Genomic DNA, 14,120 nt, shown 5'->3' on the forward strand with positions numbered 1-14,120 from the left:
ACGTCGCGAGGCGCGGGGCATTGAGCAACAATTTCGTCTTGCCGCGTTCCGTGGCGCAAGCGGCTCCGCCCCACACGGAGGGCATGCGCATCGGCCTGCTCGGCGGCTCGTTCAATCCGCCGCATCAGGCGCATCGCGCCATCAGCCAGTTCGCGCTCAAGCGATTGCAGCTCGATCGGGTCTGGTGGCTGGTCACCCCCGGCAATCCGCTGAAGGAGAACGGCACGCTGCATGAGCTCGGCGCGCGCATGCGGGCCGCGCGCGAGGTCGCGAACGATCCGCGCATCGAGGTCAGCTGTCTCGAATCCGTCATCCGTACGCGCTACACTATCGACACGATCAACACCTTGCGCCGCCGCTTCTCGGGCCTGCGCTTTGTCTGGATCATGGGCGCTGACAATCTCGCTCAATTCCACCTTTGGCAGGACTGGCGGCGCATCGCCGCCCAGGTGCCGGTCGCAGTCATCGACCGTCCGCCGCAGAGCTTTCGCGCCCTCGCCTCCCCCGCAGCCCAGGCGTTATCGCGCTACCGTCTGCCCGAGGATAAGGCGGCCCTGCTTGCGGATCGCCCAGCGCCGGCCTGGGTATTTCTGACCGGATTGAAGCTGAATCTGTCCTCGACGGGCCTGCGGAACCCGGACGGGAGCTGGAAGGGAACGACGTGAGACGGAGGGGACGAAGGTGGTGTGGACTTCCGCCTCTCTGGCATATTGAAACCCTTAACCCCACATGATGTAGTGTAGCCGGTGGGCGCCGGATTCGGCGTTCGCGATACAGTGAAAGGAATGGTCCCTGACCACATCTGTATTGTCCAAGTCTGTTTTACCCAAGGTTGCCAAGCCGACGCGTAAAACATCGACCAAAGCTGCGGCCTTGAAGGCGCAACCCGACGCCGACAAGACGCTGAGCCTGATCCTCTCCCGCCTCGAGGACATGAAGGCGGAAGAGACGGTCACCATCGACCTTCGCGGCAAATCGGCGTACTCCGACTACATGATCGTCACCACGGGCCGGGCCAACCGGCACGTCGGCGCGATCGCGGAAAACGTCACCAAGAGCCTGAAGGAAAACGGTATCAAGAACATCCATGTCGAGGGCTTGCCCAATTGCGACTGGGTGCTGATCGATTCCGGCGACGTGATCGTGCACGTATTCAGACCCGAGGTCCGCGAGTTCTACAATCTCGAGCGATTGTACACTCAGGGCCCAGGGGCGGCGAAGGCGATCTAGGCTCATCGGGCCGATTTCGAATCGGCTGACGCGCATGCTAGCGTCGTGCGCGCGCATCATGCGCGCGGTGTTGAAAACGCGACCCTGAAGAGATCATGCGTGTTGCTGTCATTGCGGTGGGCCGGCTGAAGCAGGGCCCCGAACGGGAGCTTGCCGACCGCTATTTCGAGCGCTTCGAGGAGGCCGGCCGCAAGCTCGGATTCCGCGAGCTCAGCATCCACGAAATCCCCGAGAGCCGCGCGCGCGACACTGCGACGCGGATGAGCGAAGAGGCCGCGGCGATCGCCGCGCATATTCCGGAAAAATCGATCCTGGTGGCGCTGGACGAGCGCGGCCAGAATCTCGATTCCACCGTATTCGCACGGCATCTTGCGCGCTGGCGGGACGAAGGCGCCGGACATACTATCTTCGTGATCGGAGGGGCGGACGGACTTTCGCCCGAATTGCGCCGTAAGGCCAAGCTCGCGATCGCGTTCGGCTCTGCGACCTGGCCGCACCAAATGGTCCGCGTCATGCTTCTGGAACAGCTTTACCGGGCCGCCACCATTCTGGCCGGCCACCCCTATCACCGCGCGTGATGCGCGCCACAACGAGCACCTTTGCCGACACGATGCGAGCGCCGCTCCTCAACCTGTTGCTGATCACAAGCGTTGCCGGCACAAGCCTCGCGCAAGCTCAGACGGCGACCCCGGCGCCCCAGACCGCAGCCGTCTCGCCCGATGCCATCAAGCAGCGCGAGCAGGAGCTGGAAGCCGCCCGCGCCAGGCAGAAGAGCGCGGAGGAAGCACAGGCCAAGCTCAAGGCCGAGATCACCGCGCTCGGCCAGGACCGCACCCAGCTCAATCAGCAGCTGATCGACACCGCAGCCAATGTGCGCGCCGTGGAGACCAAGATCGACGACACGGAGGCGCGGCTGCGAAACCTGAACGGCCGCGAGCAGGAGATGCGGGCGTCGCTGGATTCGCGCCGCGCCGACATCGTCGAGGTGCTGGCGGCGTTGCAGCGCGCCGGCCGGCGCACGCCGCCGGCGCTGCTGGTGCGGCCCGAAGATGCGCTGCAATCCTTACGCACGGCGATGCTGCTCGGCGCCGTGGTGCCGGAATTGCGCGGCCGCGCCGAAAAGATCGCAAGCGAGCTCGGCGAACTCGTGGCCTTGCGCAAGACCATCGCCACCGAGCGCGACCAGCTCGCCTCGGACCGCGACCGGGTCCGCAGCGACCAGACCCGGCTCACGGCCTTGGTCGACGAGCGGCAGCGCCAGCAGGCGGCGCGCGAAAAAGATCTCAACGCCGAAAACTCGCGCGCGATCATGCTTTCAAAGCAGGTCGGCGATCTCCAGGGCCTGATCACCAAGATGGAGCAGGATCTGCAAAGCGCCGCCAAGGCCGCTGAGAAGGCCGCCGAGGCCGCAAAGCAGGCCGAGGCCAAGGCGGCCGCCAGCGCCAAGTCAGGTCCGGGCGCATTCAAGGACCGGTCCCGGACCACCCCCGCGATCGCCTTTGCCTCGGCTAGGGGTCTCCTGCCGCTTCCGGTTAATGGTAACAAGATCAGGGATTTTGGCGGTTCCGACGGGGTCGGCGGGGTCCAGAAAGGCATTTCGCTGGCAACTAAGCCAGGCTCCCAGGTCACAACGCCGTGTGACGGCTGGGTGGTCTATTCCGGCCCGTTCCGCAGCTATGGACAACTCTTGATCCTCAATGCCGGGGGCGGGTATCATGTCCTGATCGCCGGTATGGAGCGTATTTCGGTCAACATCGGACAGTTTGTGCTCACGGGGGAGCCGGTCGCGACCATGGGGTCGACATCTCAAGTCGCCTCCATTCTCGCGACGAACGCGAGTCAACCTGTGCTGTATGTCGAGTTCCGTAAGGACGGCACTCCAATCGATCCAGGCCCATGGTGGGCCGCAAATGAAGGCGAGAAGGTTCGCGGATGATGCGCAAGACTTCAGTAATCCTCCTCAGCGCAGCCACCGGTGCGGCGCTGACGCTGTTCGTGACCCAGCCCCGCGCGGTGTTCATGGGCTCCAGCGCGCGAGCGGCCACCGCGGACACCTATCGCCAGCTCAATCTGTTCGGCGACGTCTTCGAGCGCGTGCGCTCCGACTATGTCGAGAAGCCCGACGACACCAAGCTGATCGAATCCGCCATCAGCGGCATGCTCACCGGCCTCGATCCGCATTCGAGCTACATGGACGCCAAGAGCTTCCGCGACATGCAGGTGCAGACGCGCGGTGAGTTCGGCGGCCTCGGCATCGAAGTCACGATGGAAGACGGCCTCATCAAAGTGGTCTCGCCGATCGACGACACGCCGGCCTCGCGCGCCGGCGTCATGGCCAACGACATCATCACCAATCTCGACGACGAGGCGGTGCAGGGCCTGACCCTGAACCAGGCGGTCGAGAAGATGCGCGGCCCGGTCAACACCAAGATCAAGCTCAAGATCATCCGCAAGGGTCAGGACAATCCGATCGACGTCACCCTGGTGCGCGACAACATCCGCGTCCGCTCGGTGCGCGCGCGCGTCGAGCAGGACGACATCGCCTATATCCGCATCACCACCTTCAACGAGCAGACCACCGAAGGCCTGAAGCGCGAGGTCACCAACCTCTCGAATCAGATCGGCGACAAGCTCAAGGGCTACATCATCGACCTGCGCAACAATCCGGGCGGCCTGCTCGAGGAAGCGGTCACCGTCTCCGACTCCTTCCTGGAGAAGGGCGAGATCGTCTCGACCCGCGGCCGCAATGCCGAGGAGACCCAGCGCCGCACCGCGCATGCGGGCGACCTCACCAAGGGCAAGCCGGTCATCGTGCTGGTCAATGGCGGCTCGGCCTCGGCGTCGGAGATCGTCGCCGGCGCGCTGCAGGACCACAAGCGCGCGACCATCGTCGGCACCCGCTCGTTCGGCAAGGGCTCGGTGCAGACCATCATTCCGCTCGGCTCGGGCAACGGCGCGCTGCGGCTGACCACGGCGCGCTATTACACGCCGTCCGGCAAGTCGATCCAGGCCAAGGGCATCGTTCCCGACATCGAAGTGCTGCAGGACGTGCCGGACGAGCTGAAGGCGCGCACCGACACCAAGGGCGAGGCTTCGCTGCGCGGCCATCTCAAGAACGACGGCGACGAGAAGACCGGCTCGCAGTCCTACGTCCCGCCGGACGCCAAGGACGACAAGGCGCTCAAGCTCGCCGGCGACCTGCTCCACGGCATCAAGAACAGCGCCTCGGCGGCGCCCACGCCTGGCGGCGACACCAAGGCCACGACCGACAAGCCCAAAGCGGCGAACTAGGTCGGCGTCTCACGCGATCCCAACGCAAAGGGCGGCTCCCGGAGCCGCCCTTTTTGCTTGGGAACTCCTGGCATCCCCGGCCTATCCCGGCCTGCCGCCGCTTGACCTCGGCGTGGTATCGTCATTCGCAGTGATTCGGGATCGCGCATGACTGAAACGGCCGATGATCTGAGCGCCCCGCTCGGACAGGACAAGCCGCGCCGGAAACGCCGGCTGCGGCTGCCGTTCACGGCCATGCAGCTGCTCGCCGTCCTGCTCGGCCTGTTCCTGGTCACCTTTGCCGGCTTCGCCATCTTCAACAAGGATCCGCTCGGCGGCGAGCCGATGACACGGATTGCGATCAAGCCGATCGACAAGGCGGCGGACGAGAAGCCGGCCGCCGCTCAGGACAGCAAGCACGAGACCAAGGAAGCGCCGAAGCAGGCCGCTCCCGGTGAGCAGAAGACCGTAACCATGATCGACGGCTCCACAGGCGCCCGCCACGACGTGGTGATCGGTGCCGGCGAAGCCGCCGATAAGGGCGATGCCGCAGCGTCAGCCCCGCCGGCGGTCATGGCCGGGATCGACCAGAAGCTGCTGGAGAAGTCCCGCTACGGCATGATCCCCATGGTCGCCGGCGATCTGAAGCCGTTCAATGTCTATGCGGCGGAGGCTGATCGCGCCAAGGCCGCCAAGATGCCGGTGGTCGCCATCGTGATTGGCGGCCTCGGCGTCGGCGCCGCCAAGACCACCGACGCCATCATGAAGCTGCCGGGGGCGGTGACGCTGGCCTTCACGCCCTATGGCGCCGATCCCGGCAAGCTCGCCGAACGGGCCCGCGCGCAGCGCCATGAGATCTTCCTGCAGATCCCGATGGAGCCCTACGATTTTCCCGACAACGACCCGGGTCCGCAGACGCTGCTGACCTCGCTCAGCGCCGACCAGAACATGGACCGCCTGTACTGGCATCTGAGCCGGATGCAGGGCTATGCCGGCATCGCCAATTTCATGGGTGCGCGCTTCATCGCGACCGAGCCGGCGATGCAGCCGATCATCCGCGAGGCCGCCAAGCGGGGCCTCGGCTTCTTCGACGACGGCTCCTCACCCCGCAGCATCGCAGCCCAGGCGGCAGCGAACCAGGCCATGCCGTTCGGCAAGGGCGACATTGCGATCGACGTGGTGCCGACGGCGACCGAGATCGACCGCGCCCTGAACAAGCTCGAATCGGCGGCACGCGAGCGCGGCATCGCCGTCGGCACGGCCTCCGCCCTCCCGGTCTCGATCGACCGCATCGCCGCCTGGACCAAGACATTGGGCGACCGGGGTATTCTTTTGGTGCCATTGACAACCGCGATGCTGAAATCAAAATCCAGCTAAATCAACAAATTGGTACGGCACTTGTCCTGGCGGGGGCGGGTCAAGCCGTACCGGCAGCATGCGAGAGGTCTGGCGGAATGGCGCGTTACGAGGATCTGCCCTACCGGACCTGTGTCGGCGTGATGCTGATCAACACAAAGGGACTGGTGTTCATCGGCCGCCGCGCCGGCGGCATCGAACATGTCGACGACACCCATGTCTGGCAGATGCCGCAAGGCGGCGTCGATCCCGGCGAGGACACCTGGGAAGCCGCCAAGCGCGAGCTCTATGAGGAGACCAGCGTGCGCTCGGTCGAGCGGCTCGGCGAGGTCCCGGACTGGCTCACTTACGACATTCCGCGCACGGTCGCCGGACGCGCCTGGAAGGGCCGCTACCGCGGCCAGCGCCAGAAATGGTACGCGGTGCGCTTCACCGGCAAGGACAGCGAGATCAACGTCGAAAAGCCCGGCGGCGGCGGCCACAAGGCCGAATTCGTCAGCTGGCGCTGGGAGCCGATGAAGAATCTGACCGGGCTGATCATTCCGTTCAAGCGCCCGGTCTATGAGCGCGTGGTGCAGGAATTTTCCGCGCTGGCGGAGGATTAATTCAGATCGCCGTTCCGGGTTCGGTGCTAAGGCATCGCCTGGAAAGACGACGAGAGATGCGCGCGTGACTGATCAAAAACCCTACCGCCCCAACGTGGGCATCGCCCTCTTCAATGCCGACGGCCGCGTGCTGATCGGCCACCGCTTCAAGGGCGATGGCCCTGAGATCATCCTGCCCGGGCTCGACTGGCAGATGCCGCAGGGCGGCGTCGACGAGGACGAGAACCTGCGTGATGCCGCGATGCGCGAGCTCTGGGAGGAGACCAGCGTCGTCAGCGCCGACTATCTCGGCGAGACCGATTGGTTCACTTACGAATTCCCGCCTTACGACGGCCCGCAGACGCATCGCCTGGCGAAATTCCGCGGCCAGCGGCAAAAATGGTTCGCGCTGCGCTTCACCGGCCGCGACGACGAGATCGACCCGCTGACGCCCCGCAACGGCCAGCCCGCAGAGTTCGACGCCTGGCGTTGGGAGCGCCTCGACCGCGTCGCCGATCTCGTGGTGCCGTTCCGGCGGGAGGTTTACCGTGCTGTGGCCCAGCACTTCGCGCCCTTCGGAAACTAAAACCGCGAAAACAACCCCATGCACAGTAAAACGGGGTTGAAATCGTTGAGATATTTTCGCCGGAAATTTACGGTTGGAGAGAGCCCCACTCTCTCATTCCCTCCGCCGTCGCAGCGTCGGTCGAGGCTCATCACATTGAGAGCTAATTCGCAGGTCCCACCGTGAACGGGCCGACCGCGATGACGTGGCAATCGCTGTCGCGCTTGGCGCAGTCGACGAGGGCGGAATTGACGGCGGCCTGCTCGTCGGCGGCCTTGAGGCCGAGACCGGGCCGGCCGGCGGTGCCGACGGCGACCGCATTCCAGCCCATGGCGTCGCCGAGCTTGCGCACCACCTCGCCGCGCGCATCGGCCAGGATCGAGGCGTTGGAGGCGGCATGGAAGAAGCCGGTGGTCCTGAACAGGGTCGGGATCGGCACGACGAAATTGTCGTCGGCCGCGACGACCATGCACGCGACGCCGGCGATCGCGCCGCACGATTCCAGCGACCGCCGCGCCGCCTCCTCGGCGGATGAGGCGCCGAGCACCATGAAATATTGTCCGCCCGGGCCGAGCGCGACCGAGCGGGATTTCGCCGCCGGCACGAATATGTTCTCGATCCGCACTTTCTGCGGCTCGCGCACGATCGGAAAATCCTTAGACGCGAAGGCCCGCTCGGTCATCGCATCATGCCGGACGTAGGGCGGCGGCGGCATCGGCGGCTTGCCGTGGGTGTAGACGATCGTGTTGCCGACGGCATAGAGCTCGCAGCGCCGCGGCGATTGCGCGGCATCGGCGCGCTTCTGGCATTGCTCGAGCGCGGCGTTGCGCGCGGCCTCCTCGCTTGCCTGGTTCAGCGCCGAGCCGGTGAAGCCGCCGACATTGAGCGCGAAGGCCTTGTAGTCGCCGGCAGCGGAATAATCGCCGGCGAGGAAATTGCGCACGCGCTCGTTGATGAAGGGCACGCTATCCGCCGCAAGCTTGCCGGCCATCGGCGATGGCGAGGGCATCGGCATTGGTGCCATCGCGGCGCCGGCATTGGGCGGTGTCATCGGGGCCTTGGCCAGCTGGGTCGGCGTTGGGCTCGACGCCGCGGCACTCGACGTCGGTGTTGCGCTGGGCGTCACGGCCGGCGCCGCTGCGACATTCGCGGTCTGCTTGAGCTTGGTGTTGTAGAGAAAGCCGGTGACACCGATGCCGACGATCGAGACCACCGCGACCGCCAGCGGCCACATTTACACCGGGGCGGCGGCGAGCTTGGAGGCCGGCTTCTTCAGCTGCGGCTTGCCATAGCCCCCGTCCTCGCGCCGCATCGCCACCATGTAGGCGTGCACCGGCGTCGGGATATTCTTCACCTCCTGCGCGCCGATATCGGCAAACTGTACCGAGAGCTTGTTGGCGACCTGCTCGTGCACCGCGCGCGAGACGCAGATGCCGCCGACCTCGGCGAGCCCTTCCAGCCTTGCCGCGATGTTGACGCCGTCGCCCAACAGATCGCCGTCGCGCTCGACCACGTCACCGATGGTGATGCCGATGCGGAACGACATCTGCCGGCTCGGCGGATAGGCCATGTTGCGGGTACGCAAGCTTTCCTGGATGTCGATCGCGCAGCGCACCGCATCGACGGCGCTGGGGAATTCCGCGAGCACGGCGTCGCCGGCCGTGTTGAAGATGCGCCCGCTGGCCCTGGCGATGAAATCGTCGACGACCTCGCGATAGGAGGCCAGGCGCCGCAGCGTCTCCTCCTCGTCTTCCGCGACCAGCCTCGAGTAACCGGCAATATCGGCTGCGAAGATCGCTGCGATCTTGCGTTTCATCTGCGCCCCGCCCCGGGAACAACATTCACAAGGAGAATGCCGCGATCGGTAGCACGGTGCAACAAAGTTTCAGCGCCCGCCACGGTCGGTGACGAGCGCTGAATCTATTCAGAAATTTCGAGCTTGGCCCCGGAGCGGTGCCCCGGGGCTTAGTGCATAGCCGTCGAGTTGAGCTGCTGCTGGATGCTCTTGAAGTGGTCGAGCCGCTCGATCGCGTGATCGAGCTCGCCGCCTTCGTGCTCCTTCAGCCCCTCTTCCATCTCCGCGATCGTCTCGGCGAACTGGGCGCGGTCGAGCTCGGCCAGCGACGTCGCGACGTCGGCGAGCACGGTCAGGCCCCTTTCGGAGACTTCGGCGAGGCCGCCGAGCACGATGACTTTCTCGTGGCGGCCAGCGGTGCTGATGGTGAGAATGCCGGGGCGGATCGCCGCGACGACCGGCGCATGCCCGGCCAGCACGCCGAAGTCACCCTCGACGCCGGGGATGTCGACCTGATCAACCTCGCCCGAGAAGGCGAGCTTTTCCGGAGACACGAGATCGAAATGGAAGGTGGCCATGGTGTACCTGCGAGTAGCGAATAGCGAATGGCGAGTGGCGAACCTAGGGGGAGCAGCGAATCTATTCGCTACTCCCTATTCGCCATTCGCCCTTAGGCCGCCTCAGCAGCCAGCTTCTTGCCCTTCTCGACGGCCTCTTCGATGGTGCCGACCATGTAGAAGGCGGCTTCCGGCAGGTGGTCGTACTTGCCTTCCACCAGGCCCTTGAAGCCCTTGATGGTGTCGGCGAGGTCGACGAACTTGCCCGGCGAGCCCGTGAAGATTTCGGCGACGTGGAACGGCTGCGACATGAAGCGCTCGACCTTGCGGGCGCGGGCCACGGTCAGCTTGTCCTCTTCCGAAAGCTCGTCCATGCCGAGAATGGCGATGATGTCCTGGAGCGCCTTGTAGCGCTGCAGCACCTGCTGGACCTGACGGGCGACCGTGTAATGCTCCTCGCCGACGACGTGCACCTGCAACATGCGCGAGGTCGAGTCGAGCGGGTCCACCGCCGGGTAGATGCCCTTTTCGGCGATCGAGCGCGACAGCGTGGTGGTCGCGTCAAGATGCGCGAACGAGGTCGCCGGCGCCGGGTCGGTCAAGTCGTCGGCCGGAACGTAGATGGCCTGCACCGAGGTAATCGAGCCCTTCTGCGTGGTGGTGATGCGCTCCTGCAGCGCGCCCATGTCGGTGGCGAGCGTCGGCTGATAACCCACCGCCGACGGAATACGGCCGAGCAGCGCCGACACTTCCGAGCCGGCCTGGGTGAAGCGGAAGATGTTGTCGACGAAGAACAGCACGTCCTGGCCCTGGTCGCGGAAGTCTTCCGCGATGGTGAGGCCGGTGAGCGCGACGCGGGCGCGGGCGCCGGGCGGCTCGTTCATCTGACCGAACACCAGCGCGCACTTCGACTTCACGCTCGGATCGGGGTTCTTCGGATCTGCGTTGACCTTGGACTCGATGAACTCGTGATAGAGGTCGTTGCCCTCGCGGGTGCGCTCGCCGACGCCGGCGAATACCGAGTAACCGCCGTGCGCCTTAGCGACGTTGTTGATCAGCTCCTGAATCAGCACGGTCTTGCCGACGCCGGCGCCGCCAAACAGGCCGATCTTGCCGCCCTTTGCATATGGAGCAAGAAGATCGACGACCTTGATGCCGGTGACGAGAATCTCAGCTTCAGTCGACTGGTCGGTGTAGGTCGGCGCTTCCTGGTGGATGGCGCGCAGGCCTTCGGTCTTGACGGGACCGGCTTCGTCGATCGGCTCGCCGATGACGTTGATGATGCGGCCCAGCGTGCCTTCGCCGACGGGAACGCGGATCGGAGCGCCGGTGTCGGTCACTTCCTGGCCGCGGACCAGACCTTCGGTGGTGTCCATCGCGATCGTGCGGACCGTGGACTCGCCGAGATGCTGGGCGACTTCGAGCACCAGGCGGTTGCCGCCGTTCTTGGTCTCGAGCGAATTGAGAATGGCCGGGAGGTGGCCTTCGAATTGCACGTCGACGACGGCGCCGATGACCTGGGTGACGCGACCGACCTGGGCTGCCATTGAATGTCTCCTTCGATCCGAACTTCTAAGCCACGGTCTACGACCGGGATGTTGGGTTGAGTGGGTACTGAAGCGTCTTGATCAGACGGCCTCGGCGCCCGAGATGATTTCGATCAGTTCCTTGGTGATCTGCGCCTGACGCGTGCGGTTGTAGACCAGCGTCTGCTTGCGGATCATCTCACCGGCGTTGCGCGTCGCGTTGTCCATCGCGCTCATCTGCGCGCCGTAGAACGAGGCGTTGTTCTCGAGCAGCGCGCGGAAGATCTGGACCGCGAGATTGCGCGGCAGAAGACGGGCGAGGATCTCGTCCTCTTCCGGCTCGTATTCGTAAGACGTCGTGTTGGCGGCAGCGCCCTCCTCGACCACCAGCGGAATGATCTGCTGGGCGGTCGGGATCTGCGCGATCACCGAGCGGAAGCGCGAATAGAACAGCGTGCAGACGTCGAATTCACCGTTGTCGAAACGCGCCAGCACCTTCTTGGCGATGTCCTCGGCATTGACGAAGCCGAGCTGGCGGACGCTGCGCAGGTCGAGATGCTCGACGATCTGCTTGTCGAACTGGCGGCGCAGCTGCTCGTAACCCTTGCGGCCGACGCAGAAGAACTTCACGTCCTTGCCCTGCGCCATCAGCGCCAAAGCGCGCTCGCGGGCGAGGCGCACGATCGACGAGTTGAAGGCGCCGGACAGGCCGCGCTCGCCGGTGCAGACCAGCAGCAGGTGAACCTGGTCCCTGCCGGTGCCGGCCAGCAGCACCGGCGCGCCGGGCGAGCCCGCGGCGGCGCTGGCGATGTTGGAGATCACCGCGCTCATCTTGTCGGCATAGGGACGCGCAGCTTCGGCGGCGGTCTGCGCGCGGCGCAGCTTCGAGGCCGCGACCATCTGCATGGCCTTGGTGATCTTTTGCGTCGCCTTGGTGGAGGCGATGCGGACGCGCATGTCTTTAAGTGACGCCATTCTTCGTTCACCCCGGCGATTCGACTGAAGCGTCGGACCGCTAGCCTGTCCCTACCACAATGCCCGGCCGGGCGCCGGGCACGCTTCTTATTGGTTCGCCTCTCGCGAAGCGGTCATGGCCGGACGGATCCGGCCATGCTTGCCGTTACGCGAAGCTCTTCGCAAAGCCTTCGACCACCGACTTCAGCTTGCCGGCGGTGTCGTCGGAGAGGTCGCGGCTGTCGCGGATCGCGTTGAGGATGTCGACGTGCTTGCCGCGCAGCAGCGACAGCAGACCGTCCTCGAACGCACGCACCTTGTTGACCGGAAGCGGATCGAGATAGCCGTTGGTGCCGGCCCAGATCACGCAGACCTGCTCTTCCATCTTCAGCGGCGAGAATTGCGGCTGCTTCAGGAGTTCGGTGAGGCGCGAGCCGCGGTTCAGCAGGCGCTGGGTCGAGGCGTCGAGGTCGGAGCCGAACTGCGCGAACGCCGCCATTTCGCGGTACTGCGCGAGCTCGCCCTTGATCTTGCCGGCAACCTTCTTGGTGGCCTTGGTCTGCGCCGACGAACCAACGCGCGACACCGACAGACCGACGTTCACCGCGGGACGGATGCCCTGGAAGAACAGGTCAGTCTCCAGAAAGATCTGACCGTCGGTGATCGAGATGACGTTGGTCGGGATGTAGGCCGACACGTCGTTGGCCTGGGTTTCGATGACCGGCAGCGCCGTCAGCGAGCCCGAGCCCTGGTCCTTGTTCAGCTTCGCCGCGCGCTCGAGCAGGCGGGAGTGCAGATAGAACACGTCGCCCGGATAGGCTTCGCGGCCCGGCGGGCGGCGCAGCAGCAGCGACATCTGGCGGTAGGCGACGGCCTGCTTGGACAGATCGTCATAGATGATGACGGCGTGCATGCCGTTGTCGCGGAAGTACTCGCCCATGGTGCAGCCGGTGAACGGCGCGATGTACTGCATCGGCGCCGGATCCGACGCCGTGGCGGCGACGACGATCGAATATTCGAGCGCGCCCTGCTCTTCCAGCACCTTCACGAACTGAGCAACGGTCGAACGCTTCTGGCCGACCGCGACGTAGACGCAGTACAGCTTGATGTTCTCGTCCGGCTGCGCGTTGAGCGGCTTCTGGTTCAGGATGGTGTCGAGCGCGATCGCGGTCTTGCCGGTCTGACGGTCGCCGATGATCAGCTCGCGCTGGCCACGGCCGATCGGGATCAGGGCATCGATCGCCTTGAGGCCGGTCGCCATCGGCTCGCTCACCGACTTGCGCGGGATGATGCCGGGCGCCTTGACGTCGACGCGCATACGCTTGTCGGCCTGGATCGGACCCTTGCCGTCGATGGGATTGCCGAGCGCGTCGACGACGCGGCCGAGCAGGCCCTTGCCGACCGGCGCGTCCACGATGGCGCGGGTGCGCTTGACGGTCTGGCCTTCCTTGATTTCACGGTCGGCACCGAAAATAACGACACCGACGTTGTCGGTTTCGAGGTTCAGCGCCATGCCGCGGGTGCCGTTCTCGAACTCGACCATTTCACCGGCCTGGACGTTGTCCAGACCGTAGACGCGGGCGATACCGTCGCCGACGGACAGCACCTGTCCGACTTCGGAAACTTCAGCTTCCTGGCCGAAATTCTTGATCTGGTCCTTGAGGATCGCGGAAATTTCCGCGGCGCGGATGTCCATCAGCCTGCCTCTTTCATCGCGTGCTTGATCGAATTGAGTTTGGTGCGAAGCGAACCATCGACCATGCGGCTGCCCAGCTTGACGACAAGGCCACCGATGATCGCGGGATCGACTTTCAGGTTCAGCGCGACGTCCTTGCCGGTCACCGACTTCAGGGCAACCTTGAGGGCGTCGAGATTCTTGTCAGAGAGCGCTTCCGCCACGGTCACGTCGGCCGTCGTCTCGCCCTTGAACTTGGCAACGAGGACGCGGTAGGCGCGGATGACATCGGCCACCGCGAACAGGCGGCGGTTGGCGGTCAGCACTTTAAGGAAATTGGCGGAGATCCCGGCAATGCCGGCCTTGTCCAGCACGGCCGCGAGGGCCTTGGACTGGGCGTCGGCCGCGAACACCGGGCTGCGGACGAGGCGCTTGAGATCGGCGCTCTCGTTCAGCAGCGCCTCGAATTTCTCGAGATCGGCTTTGACCTCGTCGACCACTTTCTGGTCGCGGGCCAGTTCGAACAAGGCCGTTGCATAACGGCCGGACACACCGGAAACGGACGTATCTTCTGCAGCCACAGACGTGCTCTTTTTGCTGTCAAACTC

13 protein-coding genes and 1 pseudogene are annotated in these 14,120 nt (G+C 65.1%); 8 read left to right on the plus strand and 6 right to left on the minus strand.

The features are described from left to right. Nucleotides 1–20: 20 nt before the first annotated feature. The 8 genes from XH84_RS34965 (at nt 21) to XH84_RS35000 (ending at nt 7,026) form a co-directional block, all read left to right on the plus strand. The gene (locus XH84_RS34965) at nt 21–665 is read left to right on the plus strand and encodes a nicotinate-nucleotide adenylyltransferase (RefSeq protein ID WP_164936177.1); all 645 of its coding nucleotides are present in this window, start codon (nt 21–23) and stop codon (nt 663–665) included. Between the two features lie 208 nt (nt 666–873). After that, on the plus strand, nt 874–1,230 hold the full coding sequence (gene rsfS / locus XH84_RS34970; protein ID WP_100179365.1) for a ribosome silencing factor: 357 nt from the start codon (nt 874–876) through the stop codon (nt 1,228–1,230). Between the two features lie 95 nt (nt 1,231–1,325). After that, the gene (gene rlmH, locus XH84_RS34975; RefSeq protein WP_128918837.1) at nt 1,326–1,808 is read left to right on the plus strand and encodes a 23S rRNA (pseudouridine(1915)-N(3))-methyltransferase RlmH; all 483 of its coding nucleotides are present in this window, start codon (nt 1,326–1,328) and stop codon (nt 1,806–1,808) included. 32 nt (nt 1,809–1,840) lie between these two features. Continuing rightward, nucleotides 1,841–3,166 (plus strand): murein hydrolase activator EnvC family protein, encoded by a 1,326-nt coding sequence (locus XH84_RS34980; RefSeq protein WP_128918838.1) that lies wholly within the window; start codon nt 1,841–1,843, stop codon nt 3,164–3,166. Continuing rightward, complete coding sequence (locus XH84_RS34985) at nt 3,163–4,521, plus strand: S41 family peptidase (RefSeq protein ID WP_128918839.1); 1,359 nt, start codon at nt 3,163–3,165, stop codon at nt 4,519–4,521. Before XH84_RS34980 ends, XH84_RS34985 begins: the two co-directional genes overlap by 4 nt. 147 nt (nt 4,522–4,668) lie before the next feature. Further along, entirely contained in the window at nt 4,669–5,877 is a 1,209-nt protein-coding gene (locus XH84_RS34990) for a divergent polysaccharide deacetylase family protein (RefSeq protein WP_128918840.1), read from the plus strand. Between the two features lie 77 nt (nt 5,878–5,954). Beyond that, nucleotides 5,955–6,461, plus strand: a complete 507-nt coding sequence (locus XH84_RS34995; protein WP_128918841.1) for an RNA pyrophosphohydrolase — start codon at nt 5,955–5,957, stop codon at nt 6,459–6,461. Nucleotides 6,462–6,525: 64 nt separating this feature from the next. Then, a complete protein-coding gene (locus XH84_RS35000; RefSeq protein WP_128918842.1) occupies nt 6,526–7,026 on the plus strand; it encodes an RNA pyrophosphohydrolase in 501 nt (166 codons plus the stop codon). Between the two features lie 142 nt (nt 7,027–7,168). Here XH84_RS35000 and XH84_RS35005 read toward each other — a convergent pair. From XH84_RS35005 to XH84_RS35030, 6 genes and pseudogenes are all read right to left on the minus strand, one after another. Then, nucleotides 7,169–8,821, minus strand: a pseudogene (locus XH84_RS35005) (adenylate/guanylate cyclase domain-containing protein). A 149-nt stretch (nt 8,822–8,970) separates the two neighbouring features. After that, complete coding sequence (locus XH84_RS35010) at nt 8,971–9,378, minus strand: F0F1 ATP synthase subunit epsilon (protein WP_128918843.1); 408 nt, start codon at nt 9,376–9,378, stop codon at nt 8,971–8,973. A gap of 92 nt (nt 9,379–9,470) precedes the next feature. Then, nucleotides 9,471–10,904, minus strand: a complete 1,434-nt coding sequence (atpD, locus tag XH84_RS35015; RefSeq protein WP_128918844.1) for a F0F1 ATP synthase subunit beta — start codon at nt 10,902–10,904, stop codon at nt 9,471–9,473. 81 nt (nt 10,905–10,985) lie between these two features. After that, nucleotides 10,986–11,858 (minus strand): F0F1 ATP synthase subunit gamma, encoded by an 873-nt coding sequence (locus XH84_RS35020; protein WP_128918845.1) that lies wholly within the window; start codon nt 11,856–11,858, stop codon nt 10,986–10,988. 145 nt (nt 11,859–12,003) lie between these two features. Beyond that, nucleotides 12,004–13,533, minus strand: coding sequence for a F0F1 ATP synthase subunit alpha (atpA, locus tag XH84_RS35025; RefSeq protein ID WP_128918846.1), 1,530 nt, complete (start codon nt 13,531–13,533; stop codon nt 12,004–12,006). Continuing rightward, nucleotides 13,533–14,093 carry a F0F1 ATP synthase subunit delta gene (locus XH84_RS35030; RefSeq protein ID WP_128918847.1) on the minus strand — a complete coding sequence of 187 codons (561 nt, stop codon included), beginning with the start codon at nt 14,091–14,093 and terminating at the stop codon, nt 13,533–13,535. Before XH84_RS35030 ends, atpA begins: the two co-directional genes overlap by 1 nt. Between the last annotated feature and the right edge of the window lie 27 nt (nt 14,094–14,120).

The sequence above is a fragment of the Bradyrhizobium nanningense genome (assembly GCF_004114535.1).
GTDB classification, from domain to species: Bacteria; Pseudomonadota; Alphaproteobacteria; order Rhizobiales; family Xanthobacteraceae; genus Bradyrhizobium; species Bradyrhizobium nanningense.

What these genes read in the sequence shown, in the direction of transcription:
- XH84_RS35020 (WP_128918845.1), bottom strand. Translation starts at nt 11,858, where the DNA reads ATGGCGTCACTTAAAGACATGCGCGTCCGCATCGCCTCCACCAAGGCG.
- atpD (WP_128918844.1), bottom strand. Translation starts at nt 10,904, where the DNA reads ATGGCAGCCCAGGTCGGTCGCGTCACCCAGGTCATCGGCGCCGTCGTC.
- atpA (WP_128918846.1), bottom strand. Translation starts at nt 13,533, where the DNA reads ATGGACATCCGCGCCGCGGAAATTTCCGCGATCCTCAAGGACCAGATC.
- XH84_RS34985 (WP_128918839.1), top strand. Translation starts at nt 3,163, where the DNA reads ATGATGCGCAAGACTTCAGTAATCCTCCTCAGCGCAGCCACCGGTGCG.
- XH84_RS34990 (WP_128918840.1), top strand. Translation starts at nt 4,669, where the DNA reads ATGACTGAAACGGCCGATGATCTGAGCGCCCCGCTCGGACAGGACAAG.
- rlmH (WP_128918837.1), top strand. Translation starts at nt 1,326, where the DNA reads ATGCGTGTTGCTGTCATTGCGGTGGGCCGGCTGAAGCAGGGCCCCGAA.
- XH84_RS34980 (WP_128918838.1), top strand. Translation starts at nt 1,841, where the DNA reads ATGCGAGCGCCGCTCCTCAACCTGTTGCTGATCACAAGCGTTGCCGGC.
- XH84_RS35010 (WP_128918843.1), bottom strand. Translation starts at nt 9,378, where the DNA reads ATGGCCACCTTCCATTTCGATCTCGTGTCTCCGGAAAAGCTCGCCTTC.
- XH84_RS34995 (WP_128918841.1), top strand. Translation starts at nt 5,955, where the DNA reads ATGGCGCGTTACGAGGATCTGCCCTACCGGACCTGTGTCGGCGTGATG.